The organism is Psychrobacter sp. H29, from assembly GCF_059073055.1.
Map to the genome: position 1 here is coordinate 2,908,617 of NZ_JCACRY010000001.1, position 18,025 is coordinate 2,926,641.

The window sequence follows — 18,025 nt, forward strand, 5'->3', positions numbered from 1 at the left end:
ACTTGGTAGGTATAGAGTATCGATAGTTTTGATTAGGTTAGCCAGCGTTCCGTTTTTAGAGACGTTTAACTCACAGGTTTTTAGCAGATAAGCGACCACAGTACATCATAAGTCTCAGTGTTAACCCAAATAAGGTAGCAGATAAATGAGACATTGCTGATGGTCGCCGCTCACTATAAAAGAACCTTAGATAAAAGAGATAGCACCATGGCAAAACGCTTAGAAAATAATTTTCAGTTTTTAGATGTACCTCGTTTTGATCCCACCAAAAAAGACATTGCCACACGTTCAACAGAGTTTGTCGAAATCTATAAGCCGTTCGAGAACGAAGCCGTTGCACAGCAGTCGCATCGTTGCCTTGAATGTGGTAACCCTTACTGTGAGTGGAAATGTCCAGTCCATAACTATATCCCTAACTGGTTAAAACTGGCTACCGAAGGACAGATCTTTCAAGCAGCTGAACTCTGCCACCGTACCAATACGTTGCCTGAAGTTTGTGGTCGTGTTTGCCCTCAAGATCGTTTGTGTGAAGGCGCTTGTACGCTGAATGATGGCTTTGGTGCCGTGACTATCGGCAATGTAGAAAAATACATTAACGATACTGCATTTGCATTGGGCTGGCGTCCAGATATGTCTGAAGTCGTTTGGACAGACAAAAAAGTCGCGATCATTGGCGCAGGACCAGCAGGTCTTGGCTGTGCAGACATTTTGGTCAGAAACGGTGTCAAGCCTGTTGTCTTTGATAAGCGCCCTGAGATTGGTGGCTTGCTGACTTTCGGTATTCCTGAGTTCAAAATGGAAAAAGACGTCATGCGCAATCGCCGTGTGATTTTTGAAGACATGGGTATGGAGTTCCGCTTAGAGACTGAGATCGGTACTGATGTCACTATTGACGAGCTATTGGCTGAGTATGACGCGGTCTTTATGGGTATGGGGACATACACGTATATGCGTGGCGGCTTTGCAGGTGAAGAGCTGACAGGCGTTTATGATGCGCTAGATTACTTGATTGCCAATGTAAACCGTTGCAATGACTGGGAAAAAGATGCCGAAGAGTATATTGACTTCAAGGGCAAAAGAGTGGTGGTACTAGGCGGCGGCGATACAGCGATGGACTGTAACCGTACCAGTATTCGCCAAGGTGCTGAACAAGTGGTCTGTGCCTATCGCCGTGATGAAGAAAATATGCCTGGCTCACGCCGCGAAGTAGTCAATGCACGGGAAGAAGGCGTTGAGTTTTTATTCAACCGTCAGCCTACCGAAATCATTGGCTTAAATGGTAAGGTTAATGGGGTTAAGGTCGTGACGACTCACTTAGGTGAGCCAGATAACCGCGGTCGTAGGCGTCCTGAGCCCATTCCTAACTCTGAAGAGATTATCCCATGTGATGCGGTCATTATGGCATTCGGCTTTAGACCGAGCCCTGCTGATTGGTTTGAAGGTTATGAGGTTGAAATGGATCTCAATGGTCTTGTATTGGCTCTTGAAGAGCAGCCTTACAAGTTCCAGACCAAAAATCCAAAGATCTTTGCTGGTGGAGATATGGTTCGCGGTTCTGATTTGGTCGTCACGGCGATTTGGGAAGGTCGTCAGGCAGCGGAAGGTATCCTAGACTTTTTGGAAGTGTAGTTATATTTACCTAAGCTTAGCCACTTATGGCTTTAGTTTATAATTGAACGTCTTTTGTCTTTAATAGGCAAAAGGCGTTTTTTTTGATTAATGCTTTGTAAATGGAGGTTCAACTGCTAGCATGTTTGTGAGCAATCTATGAGCTGTATGATCTGTTTTAATAGTCATTTATCTCGCTTATCAACTAAAAAGAGTAGCCTTGCGTGAAACCAACCCTTTACCAGCGTATTACTGCTCCATTTACTGAACCTTATGTCCGCTATCAGCATGCAGATGTTTTGCACGCTATTCGCTTGGGTGCGGCCGTGATATTGGCTTTTTTGGTCAACAAACTCACCGGTTTACCACATGGAGAGTGGACGACCATTACGGTTTTTATCATTCTTGGTTTATTGCAGTATCAAGGTGCGATCTATACTAAGGCAAAAGAGCGCATATTAGGTACGCTATTCGGTATTGCTGCTGCCCTTGGCGTACTATGGTTCAATCAAAATGCAGGCGCATGGCTATGGGTAGACTATGCGCTCATCGGTCTGCTAAGCGGTATCATTGGCTATTTAGCTGTCAGAAAGCTTGGATATACAGGACTGCTGACGGGTATTACCATGCTGATGATTGTCTCTGACTTGGGCAATAACAGTATTGGTCAAGATGGTATTTACCGTGCTCTAAATATTTTGTTGGGTACAGGTGTTGCCGTTGCGGTTACGCTTATTTTGCCACTGAAATCGACTTTGATGTGGCGGTTCTTGTTGAGCAGCAATCTCGACGCCTGTAGCAGTCTCTACGCGGGCGTAGGTCATCATATTGATGCAGCAGATGGGGTAGTGGATGATTCTGTCCAAAAGGTAAACCCAGTAGCTTTTCCTGTAGAGGAGGTGCCTGTCGATCGAGCACTAGTCACCGCGTTACAGCAAATCAATAAACGCCTGCTAGCCGTACGCCCTCATATCGCCGCAACAGCAAGTGAGTCAGGGATTGAAAAAGAGACGCTAGAGACGATTCAACGCACGCATCGCAATATCATTGGTACGATTGATTTATTGTTGAGTGCTGCACCGCGCTTGGCCAATATCGAAATAGATGAAGAAAACCATGTGCTATTAATACATTATCAGCATGAGCTGACGCAAGCCATGCAACACATCGCAGCGGTGCTACGTAGCCCCAGTGATGAAGTGTTTCGTCCTATTACTCGCATTGCTGTATCGGAGTACCCAAGCGTGCAGCACTTGGCGTTTGAATGGCAGGGATATTTTTGGTTGACGCAGACTTTGCAGACGCAGCTGCAGCAGTTGAGTGATTTGCTACAGACCTGTAAGCCTCACTGGTTTGCAGCGTCAGGTTTGGGCTATCAGCGCCGTGAGCAGCGCCGGATGAAAGAGCAGGGCGGTGAGACAGATTTACACTTATAGCGCACAAAAAACGCTGACCATTTAGGATCAGCGTTTTGCTCTTAAAGACTTACTTTATTTCTAAGACTCTAAATCGTTACTAAGCTATGGCTATTAACGACCAGTTTTTAGTTTATCCCAGTACTGCTGATATACCTGCAACGCTTCGTCGCCTACATCTTCTTGGAACTCAGCTTGTGCAAGGACTTCTTTAGAAGGATAAATTGTCGGGTTGTTCTGAACACTGTCGTCCATCAGCTCACGCGCAGCCATGTTTGGTGAGGCATAACCGATCTCTTCACTAACGATCTTGGCGTTTTCAGGACGCAGCAGATAATCGATAAATTTGTGTGCTGCATCAACTTGTTTGGCGTTTTTTGGAATAACAAAGTTATCCATCCACAATATCGCGCCTTCACTTGGGTATTTATAAACCAAGCTGGTCAGACCCTCGTCATTTGCCATGACAGCCTCGCCATTCCAAGTCATACCAAGCGACGTTTCACCCTCAATATAGGGCATACGTGTTGCATCAGAGTTAAAGGTCTTGACGTTTGGCATCAAGGCAGTCAGCTTATCATAAGCCGCTTCGATCTCGTCAGGGTTGCTACTGTTACCCGAGTAGCCAAGCGTCAGCAAAGCCATACCAAACACTTCACGTACATCGTTGGTCAGCATCACCTGACCTTTGTACTTAGGATCCCATAAGTCATTCCAGCTATTTACAGTCGCAGGATCGACACTATCACCATTTATCGCAAGACCGGTGCTACCCCACATATAAGGGATAGAGTACTTATTTTCAGGATCGACTTTGGTGTTAGTAAATGACGTATCGAGGTTTTTAAAGTTGCTTAATTTAGACTTATCTAGCTCTTGCAACAGTCCTTCTTTCGCCATTTTTTCGACATAATACGTTGAGGGTATTGCCAGATCGTATTGACTAGAGTCATCAAGCAGTTTGAGTTTGGCGTACATCGCTTCATTAGAGTCAAACGTGGTGTAATTGACTGAGATACCAGTCTCTTCTTCAAATCCATCCAAAATCTCTTGCGGCATATACTCTGACCAGTTGTACAAGTTGAGCGTCTCATTGCTCGCCGCTGCGCTACCGTCTGTTGAATTGTCAGAATTGCTACAGCTGGCTAGTGCCAAGCCAATCGCTGCTGCTAGCAGTGCCTTTGGTACGATACGTCCGATAGGGGTTGGGTTGTCTGGGTGAAACGATGATAAATGAGTCAAAATAGCTCTCCTGAATAAAGACAATATAAATTAAAAAGCAAATGAAAACAGCAAAACGATAGATGACCGGCGTCACCAATAACACTATTATGGTTATTATTCCATGCGATTTAAAGGGCAATTACCAAGACAGTGCGGAGTCATACTAATAAAAACAGTGAATATTGCTCATCGAATAGGCTTATACATTAAGTGTAGAGGTAACGCGTGCTGAGCAGGTTTTTTAGGTCATTGCCAATGATAAGCTGAGTGATGATAGTATATAACCATACTACAATGGGTATAGGAAGCAGTATAAAGACCAGCATAGTCTCACAGCCGAACCTGTAGAATATTAAACACACCACAATAGTAAAGGATGCAATACGATGTCTGAACACACCTCTGTTATACCAGCGCTACTCACCAATAAGGTTGCAATTGTCACTGGCGCTAGTCGCGGGCTTGGTGCACAGATTGCCCAGCAAATGGCAGCAGCAGGCGCCATTGTCTGTGTCAACTATCTAAGCAGCGTAGACGCCGCTAATGCGGTAGTTGCTGATATCATAGGGGCGGGCGGACAGGCCTTTGCTTATCAGGCAGATGTTACTGAGCTTGAGCAAGTACAAGCAATGGCTGCTGAGGTCGTCAGCCGTTATGGTCATATCGATATATTGGTAAACAATGCCTTACCGTATTACAAGTTTGACCCAAGTGCTGAATACACCAGTATTGAAACCGTCAAGTGGTCGCATTTCTCGCAGCAGATGGATGGTATTGTCAAAGGCGCAGTCAATACAACACAAGCCGTATTGCCACAGATGAAAACACAGCAGATGGGTAAAATTATCAATATCTCAACCAACCTTGTCTACAACCCTGTCGTCACTTATTACGACTATACTACGGCAAAATCTGCACTGATTGGCTTGACGCGTAATTTAGCAAGCGAGCTTGGGCAATATGGTATTCGTGTGAACTTACTGGCAGGCGGGTTATTAAAGACAACCGATGCGAGTAGCTTGACGACTGAAGACGTGTTCGATTATATCGCGATCACCACGCCGCTGCGTCAAGCAACTTCGGTAGCTGACTTTGCCAACTCCGTATTACTTATGGCATCTGATTTGAGTATGGCTATTACTGGACAATCAATTGCTGTTGATGGCGGTCTGACTATGCCTTAGATTGTATGATTAATGCGAGTCAAAGTAGCCAAATCAATAAGCGCGATGCTTGTATTTGGCTACGGTTTATTTAGCTACGGGCACCGCATAAAATGGCTCTAATATTGCTTGTATACCATACTCTTCGATTGTCCCCGTGACGAAATCAGCACGCTCTATCAGATCAGGTTGTGCATCGCCCATCGCCACGGCGAATCCAACCAAATCAAACATCTCAAGGTCATTAAACCCATCACCAAACGCCATGCAGTCGCTTGCCTCTACGCCATAATATGCACATACATCTTTTATTCCGCGGGCTTTAGAGGCATCCGCGGGTAAGATATCTGCGCCAATTTGATGCCAGTGAACCAGCTTTAGGTCGTACTGTGCAAAGTCAATATTCTGCATCTTTTCTTGCTGGTTATTAAAAAATACAGAACACTGATAGATGGTGTTTGATTGATAGTACTCAGGGTCAACGATAGAATTGGGCGTTATCGCATTGAACTGACGTAATCGATCGTTTTCACCCGACCATGCGATATGAGTGGCGGAGTCAAACTTATGAATGAGCTGGCTCTGCTCACAAAGACGCACGATTTTTTCCGCTTGCTCATCCGTCAATGGATAGTGGCTGATTCGGCCGTTTTTATCGAAGCTATATTGTCCATTCATACAAATAATAGCGTCCAATACGCCGACATCAAGCAGACCCAGAATATCTTCGGGCAGTATAGCTTTGGAGCGACCAGTCGAAATCACCAATTTAATATCAGTGTCTGCTAGCTGTTCAAGGGTGGTTTTATTGTGTGCAGCAATGATACCGCCACGACTCAAAGTATCATCAATATCAAAAAATATGATTTTGGGCGCTGGGGTCTTAGTGGTTATATTTTCTTTGGCAATTTTATCTTCGATAAACATGATGATCCTATTGTTTTTGGTCGTTTAGATACTCATGATTCAAATACTACTACAACAGCGCTAAAGAGATAAATACTCATAGCGTAACCTGTGATGTTGCAAAGTCATCTGACAATCAAGTGCTCGATGCTATAGTGTTGAGATTGACTGACGTTTGTCCAAAAATGTAACAAAACCCCCAACGATATCGGTCACTGAATAGCGTAGTTTTACTAATAGGGCAGTTTAACTAGTAGGTTAGTACCAAACCACCGCCAACAGTTAGCAATATACTAATAATGGTACGTCGCTAACGCATCGGCTATTTAAAGGAATAAATATGAACGTTTCTACTATTATTAATCTTTCTACTATAAAGTCACTCACCACAAAAACGCTTATGGTTTGTACAACGTTAGCCTTATCTACGCATGTTTTTGCGATGGATGTTACATTTGACGATGTTATTTGGAATGGTAAAACAATACCTGAAGGGCAGCAATGTTTGAACTATGATGGCAAAAGTCCAGCCACACCCAGTATGACTGTCTCAAATATTCCAACAGGTGCAGAGAGCTTGGTGTTCGTTTATAACGACGTCAGCAATAAGCGTATGCAAAGTGGTGGACATGGTATCGTAGAGTTTGCGCTACCAGAAGGCGCAATGAATGCCAAAGTACCACGTGTGTTCGGGCATACTTATGAAGTGCCAGTCGGTATTGAGATGATAGCAGAGTATCGTAGCCGTAAGGGCGATATTCGCGGTGCCTACAAACCACCTTGCTCAGGTGGCAAAAACCACCTCTATACGGTGGATGTGCAGGCATGGCAAGGTGATACGATACTCGCTGAGACAACCGTTGAAATGGGTCGCTATTGATATATAGATAATTTAAAATTAAATACAAAGAGTTTTTTATACATCGTTTATAAGCAGGTTTTTGATCAATGCAATCTAGCTGTATGTGTTAAGTATATGACAGTAAATGGTGGAAAAATTAATAAACAGATACTAAAACGTCATCAACTCAACAATAAAAACCCAGCTAGTGCTATTTTGGGATTGAATTAGTGTCATAAAGAAATATGGATTAAACTTTTAACCGATTAGAATAATGCTATCGCCCTAGTGATGCCAAGAGTTGTAGTGTTATTTTACTATGACGAATCTTGGTATGGTATCGTGTTAAAATGTTTAAGCTATAATTTCAAAATCATCAAAAGCTAAAAATTTTTATTGATTGTATTTAACTTCAAAATGTATCTTAATTTAGATTATCATTTTTATAAATGAGGTATTTTATGTCTTCTATTATAAGCCATGTTCCAGAAAACAAAAAAAGAAATGGCGAACATATCCTTATCAACATGACATACATCGCCAGAAATGTCGATCTAGACTCAGGCATTGAATTGACTCGTGCACTTGAGTATTGGAGGAGATATTTTGAAGAAAACGGTATCGTTTCAGCGTTGGTTATTAGTGAAGGCTATTTTGTCCAAAGTTTTCAAGGAACAAGGCCTGCCATCAGCACTGCCTTACATAAGATATTCGATGAGCATTCAACTATCTTTCCTAATATTATCAACATAGAAGAAATAGAATCACGTCAATGGGACGGTTTTTTGATCAAACATTTAACGTCAAGTAATGAAGATGAATTGTATGCCTTAAAAAGCTTCTCGGCAGGCTCTGACTATAACCCTTATCTTATGAGAAGTAGTCAGATTGAGAGCTTCTTGCACGAGATTTTCGCAGACCAAAAAACTTTATGATGACATAACAATCTAACGACCAAAAAGGGTTGTGAAGGAGAGTTGATGAGTTGTTCTCGCTACAGAGCTCCTAGAAAGGGATATTGTAAGTGCTGTTTTTAGAGTTTAATAAGCTGCAATTGAATAAAAATACAAGCTGGATTTTCGATAATTAATAACTTAAGGTTATCAATTAACAGTCATATAACAAAAAAACTAAGAGGCTATTGATTAGGTTGATTCTTAAATAGTATCTTAAGTTAAATGGATTTTTTAATTAGATATCTTATGTGTAGATTTATTGAATTCTAATTCAGAAGAGAGAAGGGAATGATTTCAGACGAGAGAAATAAAAATGGTGCTCACATTCTCACCAGCTTGACGTATATCGGTAAAAACCGCGAAAAAGACAATGGTGTCAAAATGGCTCGTACGTTTGAGATAGCAAGAAGAAACAACGAGCAAAGCGGTATAACTTCAGCACTTGCCATCAATGATAACTACATTATTCAAAATATTGAAGGTTCAAGACTTGATGTCAACGAGCTGATAACCAGAATCATCACAGAACGTCCGCATTTATCAATTCATGTAGTAGAAATTAAAGAAGTGGAAGTACGTAAATGGGACGGCTTTTTGATTAGATATTTAACGTCAGGTCCTGAATACGAAGTGCATACCCTCAAACATTTTTCGGCAGGAACTGATTTCAATCCCTATCTTATGTCAAAGGATCGCATCATAAGCTTTATGGATGCACTTTTTACAGATAAGCAGCTTAGTGAAATTTAAACTGAGTGTATGTGTTCGTTGAAGTGGTATTTTGCCATTTTAGTTTTAATAGCTTCTAGTGTCAGTAGCTCATAGCTTTAATATTCGATATGGTCAGCTACTTCCCTCCCGTAGTACAAGTTCTTGTTTTGGCAATACAAATCTCTAGTAGCACAAAAAAGCCGCCTATATTAGATTTATAGGCGGCTTTTTAATGGGTGATAACTGGGTTTTCAACTCAGCTTGGTTAAACTTGAGAGACTAAAACTACCCAATCTCAACACTCGTTACGTTCTGAAAACCTCTTGGCAGCTGTCCACCCCGGTTGCCGCGACTACCGGTATAGTTAGCCAAATCATTCGGCTTTAGTGTCACATGGCGTTTACCAGCGGTGATGACAAGGCTATCTTGTTTACTTAGTGGCGTGATGGCGAGTACCTCTTCGCCATCTTTTAACTTGATCAGCTTATTTCCTTTACCGCGAGCCTGTTCAGGCAAATCATCGAGGGCAAATATCAGTAAATATCCGGCATTGGTTACCACAGCGACATGATCAGGACTTATATCTAGCTTGGTGGTCTCGTCATCAGTACTATCCGTCATTTTTACTGGTGCATCGATACGAGCAACAGACAGCAGACGGCTATCAGCAGCTAGATTAATGACATTTTTACCTGCCTTTTGATTGCTGTCTAAATTACCAAGAGTGTTGATAAAACCATAGCCCTGCGAGCTGGCAAGAATGATGCGTTGATCGTCAGCACCCGTCAATAGCTGCTCAAAGCTGGCACCTGCTGGCGGCTTCAATACACTGGTCAGTGGATCACCTTGACCGCGCGCTGAGGCGAGGTTGTGCGCATCGATACTGTAGCTGCGTCCAGTACTGTCAAGTACGTAGATTTTTTCATTGGATTTACCGCGCACATGGGCTTGATAGCTGTCACCTGAACGATAGCTCATACCAGCGGCGTCTACGTCATGACCCTTGGCAGCACGAATCCAGCCTGCTTTTGATAAGATGGCAGTAATAGGCTCACTCGGCACCAGATCAGACTCTTTTAAGGCTTGTGCTTCTTCACGTTCTGCTAATGGTGATACGCGCTCGTTGCCATGCTCTTTCATATCGGCAGTCAGCTCATCAATCATCAGATTGGTCAGACTGTCTGGATTATCCAAGTACTCTTGAATAATGGCACGCTCGGCAGCCAATTCATCTTGCTCGCGGCGCAGCTCAATTTCCTCTAGCTTTGCTAACTGACGCAGACGAATATCCAAGATTGCATTGGCTTGAATATCAGTTAAGTCATAGTCCTGCATCAGTGTCGCTTTTGGATCGTCTTCTTCACGAATGATGCGAATGACTTCGTCGATATTAAGATATGCAATCAGCAAACCTGCCAGAATGTGCAAGCGCTTATCGATTTTATCAAGACGATACTGCAAACGGCGCGTGACCACTGAGCGGCGACAGATGAGCCATTCTTCCAACACTTCTTTTAGGTTTTTGACCTGAGGTTTACCATTGAGGCCAATCATATTCATATTGACGCGGTAATTGCTTTCTAGGTCTGTACTGGCAAACAAGTGACTCATGACACGCTCGACATCGACCCGCGTCGAGCGTAGTTCCAATACGATACGGCAGGCATTCTCGTGATCCGACTCATCATGAATATCGGTAATCCAAGGCAGCTTTTTGTCCGTCATAAGCTTGGCGATTTGCTCTTGGATTTTATTGCCTGAGACTTGGTAGGGCAGCGCATCAATGATGACGAGATTCTTTTCTTTGCTATCGATATGGAACGTGGCACGCATTTTATAGCTGCCACGACCCGTCTCGTACATCGCCTGCAAGTCTTTTTTGCTAGTGATGATCTCAGCTGGGGTTGGTAAGTCAGGTGCTGGTATCGATTGCGTGAGCTGCTTTACCGACAGCTCAGGATTTTTTAATAAACGAATCGCTGCGCGCACCACTTCATTGAGATTATGCGGCGGTATGTCAGTAGCCATACCGACGGCAATACCTGTCGTGCCATTCAAAAGGATATTAGGCAAGCGAGCGGGTAGGGTGGTTGGCTCCTGCATAGTGCCGTCAAAGTTATCTTGCCAATCAACGGTGCCTTGACCGAGTTCTGCAAGCAAGGTATTGGCATAAGCTGACATTTTTGCTTCGGTATAACGCATAGCCGCAAAGGATTTAGGATCATCTGGGCTACCCCAGTTGCCTTGACCTGTGATGAGCGGATAGCGATAGCTGAACGGCTGTGCCATCAGTACCATGGCCTCATAACAAGCGCTATCCCCATGCGGATGGTACTTACCCAGAACATCACCGACAGTACGTGCTGATTTTTTTGCTTTAGCAGAGGACTTTAGGCCAAGCTCGCTCATAGCGTAGACGATGCGGCGCTGAACAGGTTTTAGACCGTCGGCGATATTGGGTAGTGCCCGATCCATGATGACGTACATGGCGTAGTTGAGATACGCCTGCTCAGTGAATTCTGCAACTGAGCGAGTATCCATTGGTTCATTAGCAATGGGTGGAGCAATCGTATTATCAATAACATCAGACATAAAATAGATTTCGCTTATAGATTTTTAATTAGTATGGTTTATATAGTGATGCATAGCGTGAATAGGCGCCGCAGTGTCTATTGGGTTCGGCGCAATATCCACTTAAAATTAAGATAGTGCTATCGTAAAGGATATTTAGCCAATTAAAAAGGCATATGTCAGAATATACGACAGCTCGTGACGTGCTTATGACTTACCTTTATAGACTTCCAGTGTGGTGTTTTGAAACGTAGCTTTCGCCCGTTAAGTTGAGTATAGTAAATCTAATATTTTTTTAAGTTATTAATAAATATCTCATTATATTGGCTATAAAAATTTATTAGCTGGCAAGTTTATACTATCGACAAGGACACGTCGCCATTGACCTATTTACAATAAGGAAAATCTGCTATGTCATCTGACCATTTATCATCAATACCAATACGTAACGCTGCGAAAAACACGACCAGGCATATAGTCAAAAGCTCACCTAAGAACTTACCTAAAAGCACATTCTTAACAGTCACTATTGCCACTATCGCCAGTTTAGGACTTGTAGCCTGCAGCTCATCGCAGAGAGACAGCTCCGTGTCAACTGTGACCAGTAGCTCCGTCGGTCAGGACACAGTCGTGGTATCAGAGTCTATGATGATTGCGCCAAACAAGATGAGTGTAACCAATGCCTCACAGATGATGATACGTGCTGCGCCTCAGTTGGGTATTCGTCCTTTGCCTAGTATAGCAATACAGCCAAAAACAAGAGACAACTATCAAGAAAACACCGCCAACCCTGTGCACCGTACGACCGATATGGCAGTATCGACACTGTCTATTGATACAGATACAGGCAGCTATGCCAACGTGCGCCGCTACCTAAACGAAGGTCAGCTTCCTCCAGTTGATGCTGTACGGGTAGAGGAGTTGATTAACTATTTCAATTATCAATTTGATGATGCTAAGCGCATCGGCAACGCGCCATTTGTTGTGGCAACTGAAGTTGTTGAGTCGCCATGGGATAGCGCCGACCAGAACAATAGAATAGTCAAGATCGGTATCAAAGCCGTTGAGAAAAATGGGTCTTATAAGACTGACACGCAGTCTATGCCACCTGCCAACCTCGTATTCTTAGTCGATGTCTCAGGCTCTATGTCGTCGCGTGACAAGTTGCCACTAGCGCAATCCTCGCTTAAGCTGCTGACAGAGCAGATGCGTGCTCAAGACAGCATTAGTATTGTGACGTATTCAGGCAGTACCAATGTGGCATTGTCTGCGACTACGGGTGACCAAAAAGCAAAAATACTTGCTGCAATTGATAGCTTGAGTGCGGCAGGGTCAACCAACGGCGAAGACGCTCTAAAGCTGGCTTATAGACAAGCTGAACAAGCAATGAATAATAGTGGTATTAACCGTATTGTCATGCTAACCGATGGCGATTTTAATGTTGGTATTAGTGATGTCGATGACATGCTAGATGTGGTCAAAGCCAATCGTGACCGTGGTATCTCGTTATCTACTGTCGGCTTTGGTCGCGGTAATCTAAACGACTATATGATGGAGCAAATGGCAGATAACGGCAATGGCAATTATAGCTATATCGATAGTTTAACAGAGGCCAAAAAAGTCTTTGGTGATGAGCTAGCAGCGACATTCAATACCGTTGCCAAAGACGTCAAAGTACAAGTAGAGTTCAACCCTAATGTGGTGAGTGAGTGGCGCTTGATTGGTTACGAAAACCGTGTGCTTGATGAGCAAGAATTTAACAATGACAAAGTCGATGCAGGCGAACTGGGCGCTGGCAAAGCGGTCATTGCGCTTTTTGAAGTGACACCAACAGGACAAAAAGGCTTATATAGTGATAGGCGTTATGGTACGAGTAGTGATAAAGAGATGAATGCCAGTATCAATAAAGGTCAAAGAACCAATGAGCTTGGTTATCTAAAGATACGTTATAAGGATCCTACGGGCAGCCGCTCAAAACTGATCAACCAGCCGATTATGAACGCTACTCAGGTACTTACCAAAGCCAATGTGGACACCCAATTTGCGATAGCTGTAGCAGGGTTTGGTCAGCGTTTAAACCAGAGCGATTATATAAACAATTGGCAATATGATGATAGTGCCAAGCTCGTACAGAACACCATCGACGCTAGAGCAAGTAGCGACAAAGATGGTATTCGTCGCAACTTTTTGACATTGACTGAGCTGGCCGGTGCGCTTGAGAGTACTCGATAACAGGCCTGTACCATGCCAAAAGTATTACTAAAAGTAAAAAACACACTATGCTCGATTTGGGGGATGCGATTGGCTAATAACTATGTAAGTATTTGATATTTATGTCAATAGTAGCAGTCAAGCCAGTTTGAGAACTCGTGTAGCAATCTTTTATATTGAGTAGTCTGTACAAAGTGTGTATGTTAATGAACAAAGGGCTACTTACCACTATATTGTCCGCTTATCATCGTATGATTATATCTTAGTCTCGCTGACCATTATGATGGCAAGCTTGTGCTCTGATTTTTCGCATAGGTATCATATTGCGATTTGCATGAGTGGACGGTAATGTTTATTACTAGGAGAGAAAAGATTATGGAAAATCAAGGTAACATGACTCGTCGTGACGACAAAGTATGGGTAAAAACGTATGAAAAGCTAGGCATTCAGTATGATATCGATATGCCACCAGCCAATACGTCTCTCATCGATATCATTGAGCAAAACTTCATCAACTATGCTGGAAAGACAGCATTTGTCTGTATGGATGTAAAGCTGTCTTACGAAGAGTTGGATCTCTATAGTAAACAAGTCGCCGCCTATCTACAGTCACTAGGATTGCAAAAAGGCGATAAAGTTGCGGTGATGATGCCCAACATTTTACAGCTGCCTGTTGCTGTACTGGGCGTGCTGCGTGCTGGCATGACATTGGTCAATGTCAATCCACTCTACACGACTAAAGAGCTGTCCCATCAGTTAACAGATTCAGATACCAAAGCTCTGATCTTACTTGAGAACTTTGCCAAAACTTATGAAGACATCGGTCAGGACTTGGTTGACCATGTTGTTGTGGCTTCAATGGGCGATATGATGAGTCCGCTCAAAGGATTTATTGTTAATGCTGTTGTACGTCATGTCAAAAAAATGGTACCTGACTATCATATCAAAGGCAGTGTTAAGTTCAAAAAAGCAATGAACCGCTTTTCTGCTGCAAACTATAAGCGTCCCAATAATATCGGTCTCGATGATGTCGCTGTACTTCAGTATACCGGTGGTACTACTGGTGTCGCCAAAGGCGCGATGCTAACGCATGGTAACTTGGTGGCCAACCTGATTCAGAGCGATACGTATCTAGGTGATGCTTTTGAGAAGTTTGAGAAGGGTAACGAGCAGCCGGTTATTATGACTGCTCTACCGCTATATCATATTTTCTCGTTTACCGTTTGTGGTATGTATGGCTTATATCGTGGTTGTATTGGTCTACTCGTACCAAACCCGCGTGATCTACCAAGCTTGATCAAAGCATACAAAGATTATCCGCCAGCGTTTTTCCCAGCAGTAAATACATTGTTTACCGCGCTTGCTAACAACGAAGAGTTTCAGTCGTTAAATCATAGTAAGCTTGAGATGTCTATGGGCGGCGGTATGGCAGTACTAAAAGACACTGCGACCAAGTGGGAACAAGTAACGGGTAACGTCATCGTTCAGGGTTATGGTCTGTCAGAGACTTCGCCAGTGGCGTCAGCAAACCCACATGGTACAGGCGAGTTTTCAGGCAACATCGGTCTGCCGATGCCTGCAACTGATATGGCAATCTTGGATGAAGAAGGCAATGAAGTTGCTCTAGGTGAGCGCGGTGAGATTAGTATCCGTGGTCCTCAGGTAATGAAAGGCTACTGGAAACGCGAAGATGCGACTGCTGAGGTTATGACCTCGGATGGTTTCTTCCGTACTGGTGATATTGGGGTTATGGATGAGGAAGGCTACTTTAAGATTGTCGATCGCAAAAAAGACATGATCTTGGTGTCTGGCTTTAACGTCTATCCAAACGAAGTAGAAGATGCAATGTCGATACATCCAAAAATTTTGGAGTGTGGTGTTATCGGTATTGATGATGAGAAGAGCGGTGAGGTGCCAAAGATTTATGTGGTACGTAGTGACGATAGCCTAACAGCTGATGAAGTCATCGCTTACGGTAAAGAGAACCTAACCGGCTACAAGCGTCCTCGCCATGTTGAGTTTATCGATGAGCTACCAAAATCTAACGTCGGTAAAATCCTACGTAAAGACCTACGTGCGCTCGAAGAGAAAAACAACGGCTAGTCTACCAACGCTCAGTGTCAGGTAGTTAATTTATGAGTACAGTTATTAGTAACGTTTACTTATAAAATACTAGAATGATCAATGCCGTTATAATCAAAATGATAAGGTTGCTCTATGCTGCCTTATCATTTTTTGTATTCGTAATCTTTGTGAACACTCATGCTCAAGCGGTATAGATAGAGAATTTGTGGCAAAACTGCTATAGTGCCCACCGATATATTTTTGTATTTATTTACAACAGAGTATTGATTTTACTTAGTATGACTTGCAAAACGACTATGATTATTATGACTTTGCCCTACCGAGGCTTAAGGTCATTTATTATGCGCTAAGTGATGTTTTTCGATCTACAAAGCTTACGCATGATGCCGCTTATGAATGGTAAATAGCTTGCGACAAACTGCTGTTTATCTACGAGCGTATTATCATAAATCAATTATAAAAAATGGTGTTTTTATATAGAATATTCTATGTCTTCAACGGTAACATTTAGGGAAAATTATGACGGATAACATCAATAAAGAGACGACAGGCAACAACGCTGAGACCAATGGCACAGGCAGTGCATCTGAATATATTTATCAGGATAACGCATTTCCTACTATGCCTACGATCGCCAATGACAGTCCGTGGCTGAGCGCGTATGAGCGCTATAGCATCGATGCGACCATCGATATGCCAGAGGACAACACCTCTTTACTTGATGTATTCGAGCGCAACTTTAGCCGTTATGGGCAAAAAACAGCCTATATCTGCATGGGCGCGTCTATTAGTTTTAAGCAGTTAGATCTATATAGTCGCCAGATTGCGAGTTACTTGCAGTCGTTAGGTCTGGTCAAGGGCGATAAAGTTGGGGTCATGATGCCCAATATCTTGCAGTATCCAGTCGTGGCTTTGGGCGTTATTCGCGCCGGTATGATACTGGTCAATGTAAACCCGCTGTACACCAGTCGCGAGCTGTCGCATCAGTTGCATGACAGCGGTGCCAAAGCATTGTTTATTGTTGAAAATTTTGCAAAAACCTACCAAGACGCAGAAGACAAAGGTCAAGTTGAGCATGTCGTCGTCTGTAAAGTTGGTGACATGCTGGGCACAGTAAAAGGGACCGTGGTCAATCTTGTGGCTCGCCATATCAAAAAAATGATTCCTCCTTATAGTATCCCAAATAGCGTAAGTTTTAAGCACGCATTAGGTGCGGTATCTGCCAGTAAGTATGAGCGTCCTGAATTGAACTTGGATGATGTGGCGTTGCTACAGTATACCGGTGGTACGACAGGTGTGGCTAAAGGTGCGATGTTGTCACATGGCAACCTAGTCGCCAATATGCTACAGGTCAGCGCATTGATGAATAGCGCATTTGATGATGATGTGGATGGCAGAGATGTGATCTTGACGGCGCTACCGCTATACCATGTATTCTCCTTTATGGTGTGCGGCATATGCAGCATGTACCAAGGTTATGCTGGTCTGCTCATTCCTAACCCGCGTGATCTTGATGGTCTTATCAAAGAAATGGGGAAATACAAGCCGTCTTTTATTCCTGCTGTTAATACATTATTTAATGGTCTGGTACATAAAGAAAGTTTTGCCGACTTAGATTTTTCTAATCTAAAAGCTTCTATCGGCGGCGGTATGTCTGTATTGCCGAGCGTCGCCAAAGAGTGGCACAAAATCACTGGTCTGCCGATTGTTGAAGGCTATGGTTTGTCTGAGACCTCACCAGTCGTCGCTTTCAATCCGATGACTATAGCAGAGTTCACGGGAAAGATCGGTATCCCTGCGCCCAGTACTGATGTTGTGCTAATCGATGAAGAAGAAAATGTAGTGGCTATGGGGGATCGCGGTGAGATCTGTGTCAAAGGTCCACAGGTCATGATTGGCTATCAGAACCGCCCGCAAGAGACAGCCGAATCCTTCACTGCTAGTGGCTACTTGAAAACAGGTGACATCGGTATCATGGATGAAAAAGGTTTTATCAAAATTGTCGATCGCAAAAAAGACATGATTTTGGTATCTGGCTTTAATGTCTATCCAAATGAGATCGAAGAAGCTATGAGCGAGCATCCAGCTGTAGTGGAGTGCGGTGCTATCGGTGTGCCAAATGATGAACGCGGCGAAGAGCCAAAGCTGTTCGTGGTCAAAAAAGGCGAGGTCACCGAAAAAGAGCTGCTCGATTACGGCAAAAAACAGCTGACTGGTTACAAGCGTCCACGTCACATACAGTTCGTTGATGAATTACCAAAGTCGAACGTTGGCAAAATCCTACGTAAAGAATTGCGTAAGATGGAAGGCTTAGAATAGCTCTCAACGTCGATT

At 43.4% G+C, this 18,025-nt stretch carries 12 protein-coding genes; 9 read left to right on the top strand and 3 right to left on the bottom strand.

Annotated elements, in window-relative coordinates; genetic code table 11:
* The first annotated feature begins 207 nt into the window (after positions 1-207).
* Positions 208-1,629 carry an FAD-dependent oxidoreductase gene (locus tag AC5JP1_RS11900; protein ID WP_493844255.1) on the top strand — a complete coding sequence of 474 codons (1,422 nt, stop codon included), beginning with the start codon at positions 208-210 and terminating at the stop codon, positions 1,627-1,629.
* 203 nt (positions 1,630-1,832) lie between these two features.
* On the top strand, positions 1,833-3,044 hold the full coding sequence (locus AC5JP1_RS11905) for an FUSC family protein (RefSeq protein ID WP_319050977.1): 1,212 nt from the start codon (positions 1,833-1,835) through the stop codon (positions 3,042-3,044).
* A gap of 93 nt (positions 3,045-3,137) precedes the next feature.
* Here the strand turns inward: AC5JP1_RS11905 and AC5JP1_RS11910 are convergent, their stop codons facing one another.
* Positions 3,138-4,265: an ABC transporter substrate-binding protein gene (locus AC5JP1_RS11910; RefSeq protein WP_493844256.1), complete on the bottom strand. Its 1,128-nt coding sequence runs from the start codon at positions 4,263-4,265 to the stop codon at positions 3,138-3,140.
* Between the two features lie 368 nt (positions 4,266-4,633).
* Between AC5JP1_RS11910 and AC5JP1_RS11915 the strand changes: the two genes are divergently transcribed.
* Positions 4,634-5,431, top strand: a complete 798-nt coding sequence (locus tag AC5JP1_RS11915) for a 3-oxoacyl-ACP reductase (RefSeq protein ID WP_493844257.1) — start codon at positions 4,634-4,636, stop codon at positions 5,429-5,431.
* Between the two features lie 66 nt (positions 5,432-5,497).
* Here AC5JP1_RS11915 and AC5JP1_RS11920 read toward each other — a convergent pair whose 3' ends face one another.
* Positions 5,498-6,337 carry an HAD family hydrolase gene (locus AC5JP1_RS11920; RefSeq protein ID WP_493844258.1) on the bottom strand — a complete coding sequence of 280 codons (840 nt, stop codon included), beginning with the start codon at positions 6,335-6,337 and terminating at the stop codon, positions 5,498-5,500.
* Between the two features lie 319 nt (positions 6,338-6,656).
* On the opposite strand from AC5JP1_RS11920, the gene AC5JP1_RS11925 reads away from it, so the two are divergent.
* From AC5JP1_RS11925 to AC5JP1_RS11935, 3 genes are all read left to right on the top strand, one after another.
* On the top strand, positions 6,657-7,196 hold the full coding sequence (locus tag AC5JP1_RS11925) for a hypothetical protein (protein WP_493844259.1): 540 nt from the start codon (positions 6,657-6,659) through the stop codon (positions 7,194-7,196).
* A gap of 422 nt (positions 7,197-7,618) precedes the next feature.
* Positions 7,619-8,092 (top strand): BLUF domain-containing protein, encoded by a 474-nt coding sequence (locus tag AC5JP1_RS11930; protein ID WP_493844260.1) that lies wholly within the window; start codon positions 7,619-7,621, stop codon positions 8,090-8,092.
* 309 nt (positions 8,093-8,401) lie between these two features.
* Entirely contained in the window at positions 8,402-8,863 is a 462-nt protein-coding gene (locus AC5JP1_RS11935; protein ID WP_443525587.1) for a BLUF domain-containing protein, read from the top strand.
* Between the two features lie 246 nt (positions 8,864-9,109).
* Here the strand turns inward: AC5JP1_RS11935 and parC are convergent, their stop codons facing one another.
* Positions 9,110-11,416, bottom strand: a complete 2,307-nt coding sequence (gene parC / locus AC5JP1_RS11940; RefSeq protein ID WP_493844261.1) for a DNA topoisomerase IV subunit A — start codon at positions 11,414-11,416, stop codon at positions 9,110-9,112.
* 567 nt (positions 11,417-11,983) lie between these two features.
* Between parC and AC5JP1_RS11945 the strand changes: the two genes are divergently transcribed.
* The 3 genes from AC5JP1_RS11945 to AC5JP1_RS11955 all read left to right on the top strand — a co-directional run bounded on the left by AC5JP1_RS11945 (position 11,984) and on the right by AC5JP1_RS11955 (position 18,010).
* Positions 11,984-13,627, top strand: a complete 1,644-nt coding sequence (locus tag AC5JP1_RS11945) for a vWA domain-containing protein (RefSeq protein ID WP_493844262.1) — start codon at positions 11,984-11,986, stop codon at positions 13,625-13,627.
* A gap of 354 nt (positions 13,628-13,981) precedes the next feature.
* A complete protein-coding gene (locus tag AC5JP1_RS11950) occupies positions 13,982-15,709 on the top strand; it encodes an AMP-binding protein (protein WP_443525592.1) in 1,728 nt (575 codons plus the stop codon).
* A gap of 501 nt (positions 15,710-16,210) precedes the next feature.
* On the top strand, positions 16,211-18,010 hold the full coding sequence (locus tag AC5JP1_RS11955) for an AMP-binding protein (protein ID WP_493844263.1): 1,800 nt from the start codon (positions 16,211-16,213) through the stop codon (positions 18,008-18,010).
* Positions 18,011-18,025: the final 15 nt, after the last annotated feature.

What these genes read in the sequence shown, in the direction of transcription:
- AC5JP1_RS11925 (WP_493844259.1), top strand. Translation starts at nt 6,657, where the DNA reads ATGAACGTTTCTACTATTATTAATCTTTCTACTATAAAGTCACTCACC.
- AC5JP1_RS11900 (WP_493844255.1), top strand. Translation starts at nt 208, where the DNA reads ATGGCAAAACGCTTAGAAAATAATTTTCAGTTTTTAGATGTACCTCGT.
- AC5JP1_RS11930 (WP_493844260.1), top strand. Translation starts at nt 7,619, where the DNA reads ATGTCTTCTATTATAAGCCATGTTCCAGAAAACAAAAAAAGAAATGGC.
- AC5JP1_RS11920 (WP_493844258.1), bottom strand. Translation starts at nt 6,337, where the DNA reads ATGTTTATCGAAGATAAAATTGCCAAAGAAAATATAACCACTAAGACC.
- AC5JP1_RS11935 (WP_443525587.1), top strand. Translation starts at nt 8,402, where the DNA reads ATGATTTCAGACGAGAGAAATAAAAATGGTGCTCACATTCTCACCAGC.
- parC (WP_493844261.1), bottom strand. Translation starts at nt 11,416, where the DNA reads ATGTCTGATGTTATTGATAATACGATTGCTCCACCCATTGCTAATGAA.
- AC5JP1_RS11955 (WP_493844263.1), top strand. Translation starts at nt 16,211, where the DNA reads ATGACGGATAACATCAATAAAGAGACGACAGGCAACAACGCTGAGACC.
- AC5JP1_RS11915 (WP_493844257.1), top strand. Translation starts at nt 4,634, where the DNA reads ATGTCTGAACACACCTCTGTTATACCAGCGCTACTCACCAATAAGGTT.
- AC5JP1_RS11950 (WP_443525592.1), top strand. Translation starts at nt 13,982, where the DNA reads ATGGAAAATCAAGGTAACATGACTCGTCGTGACGACAAAGTATGGGTA.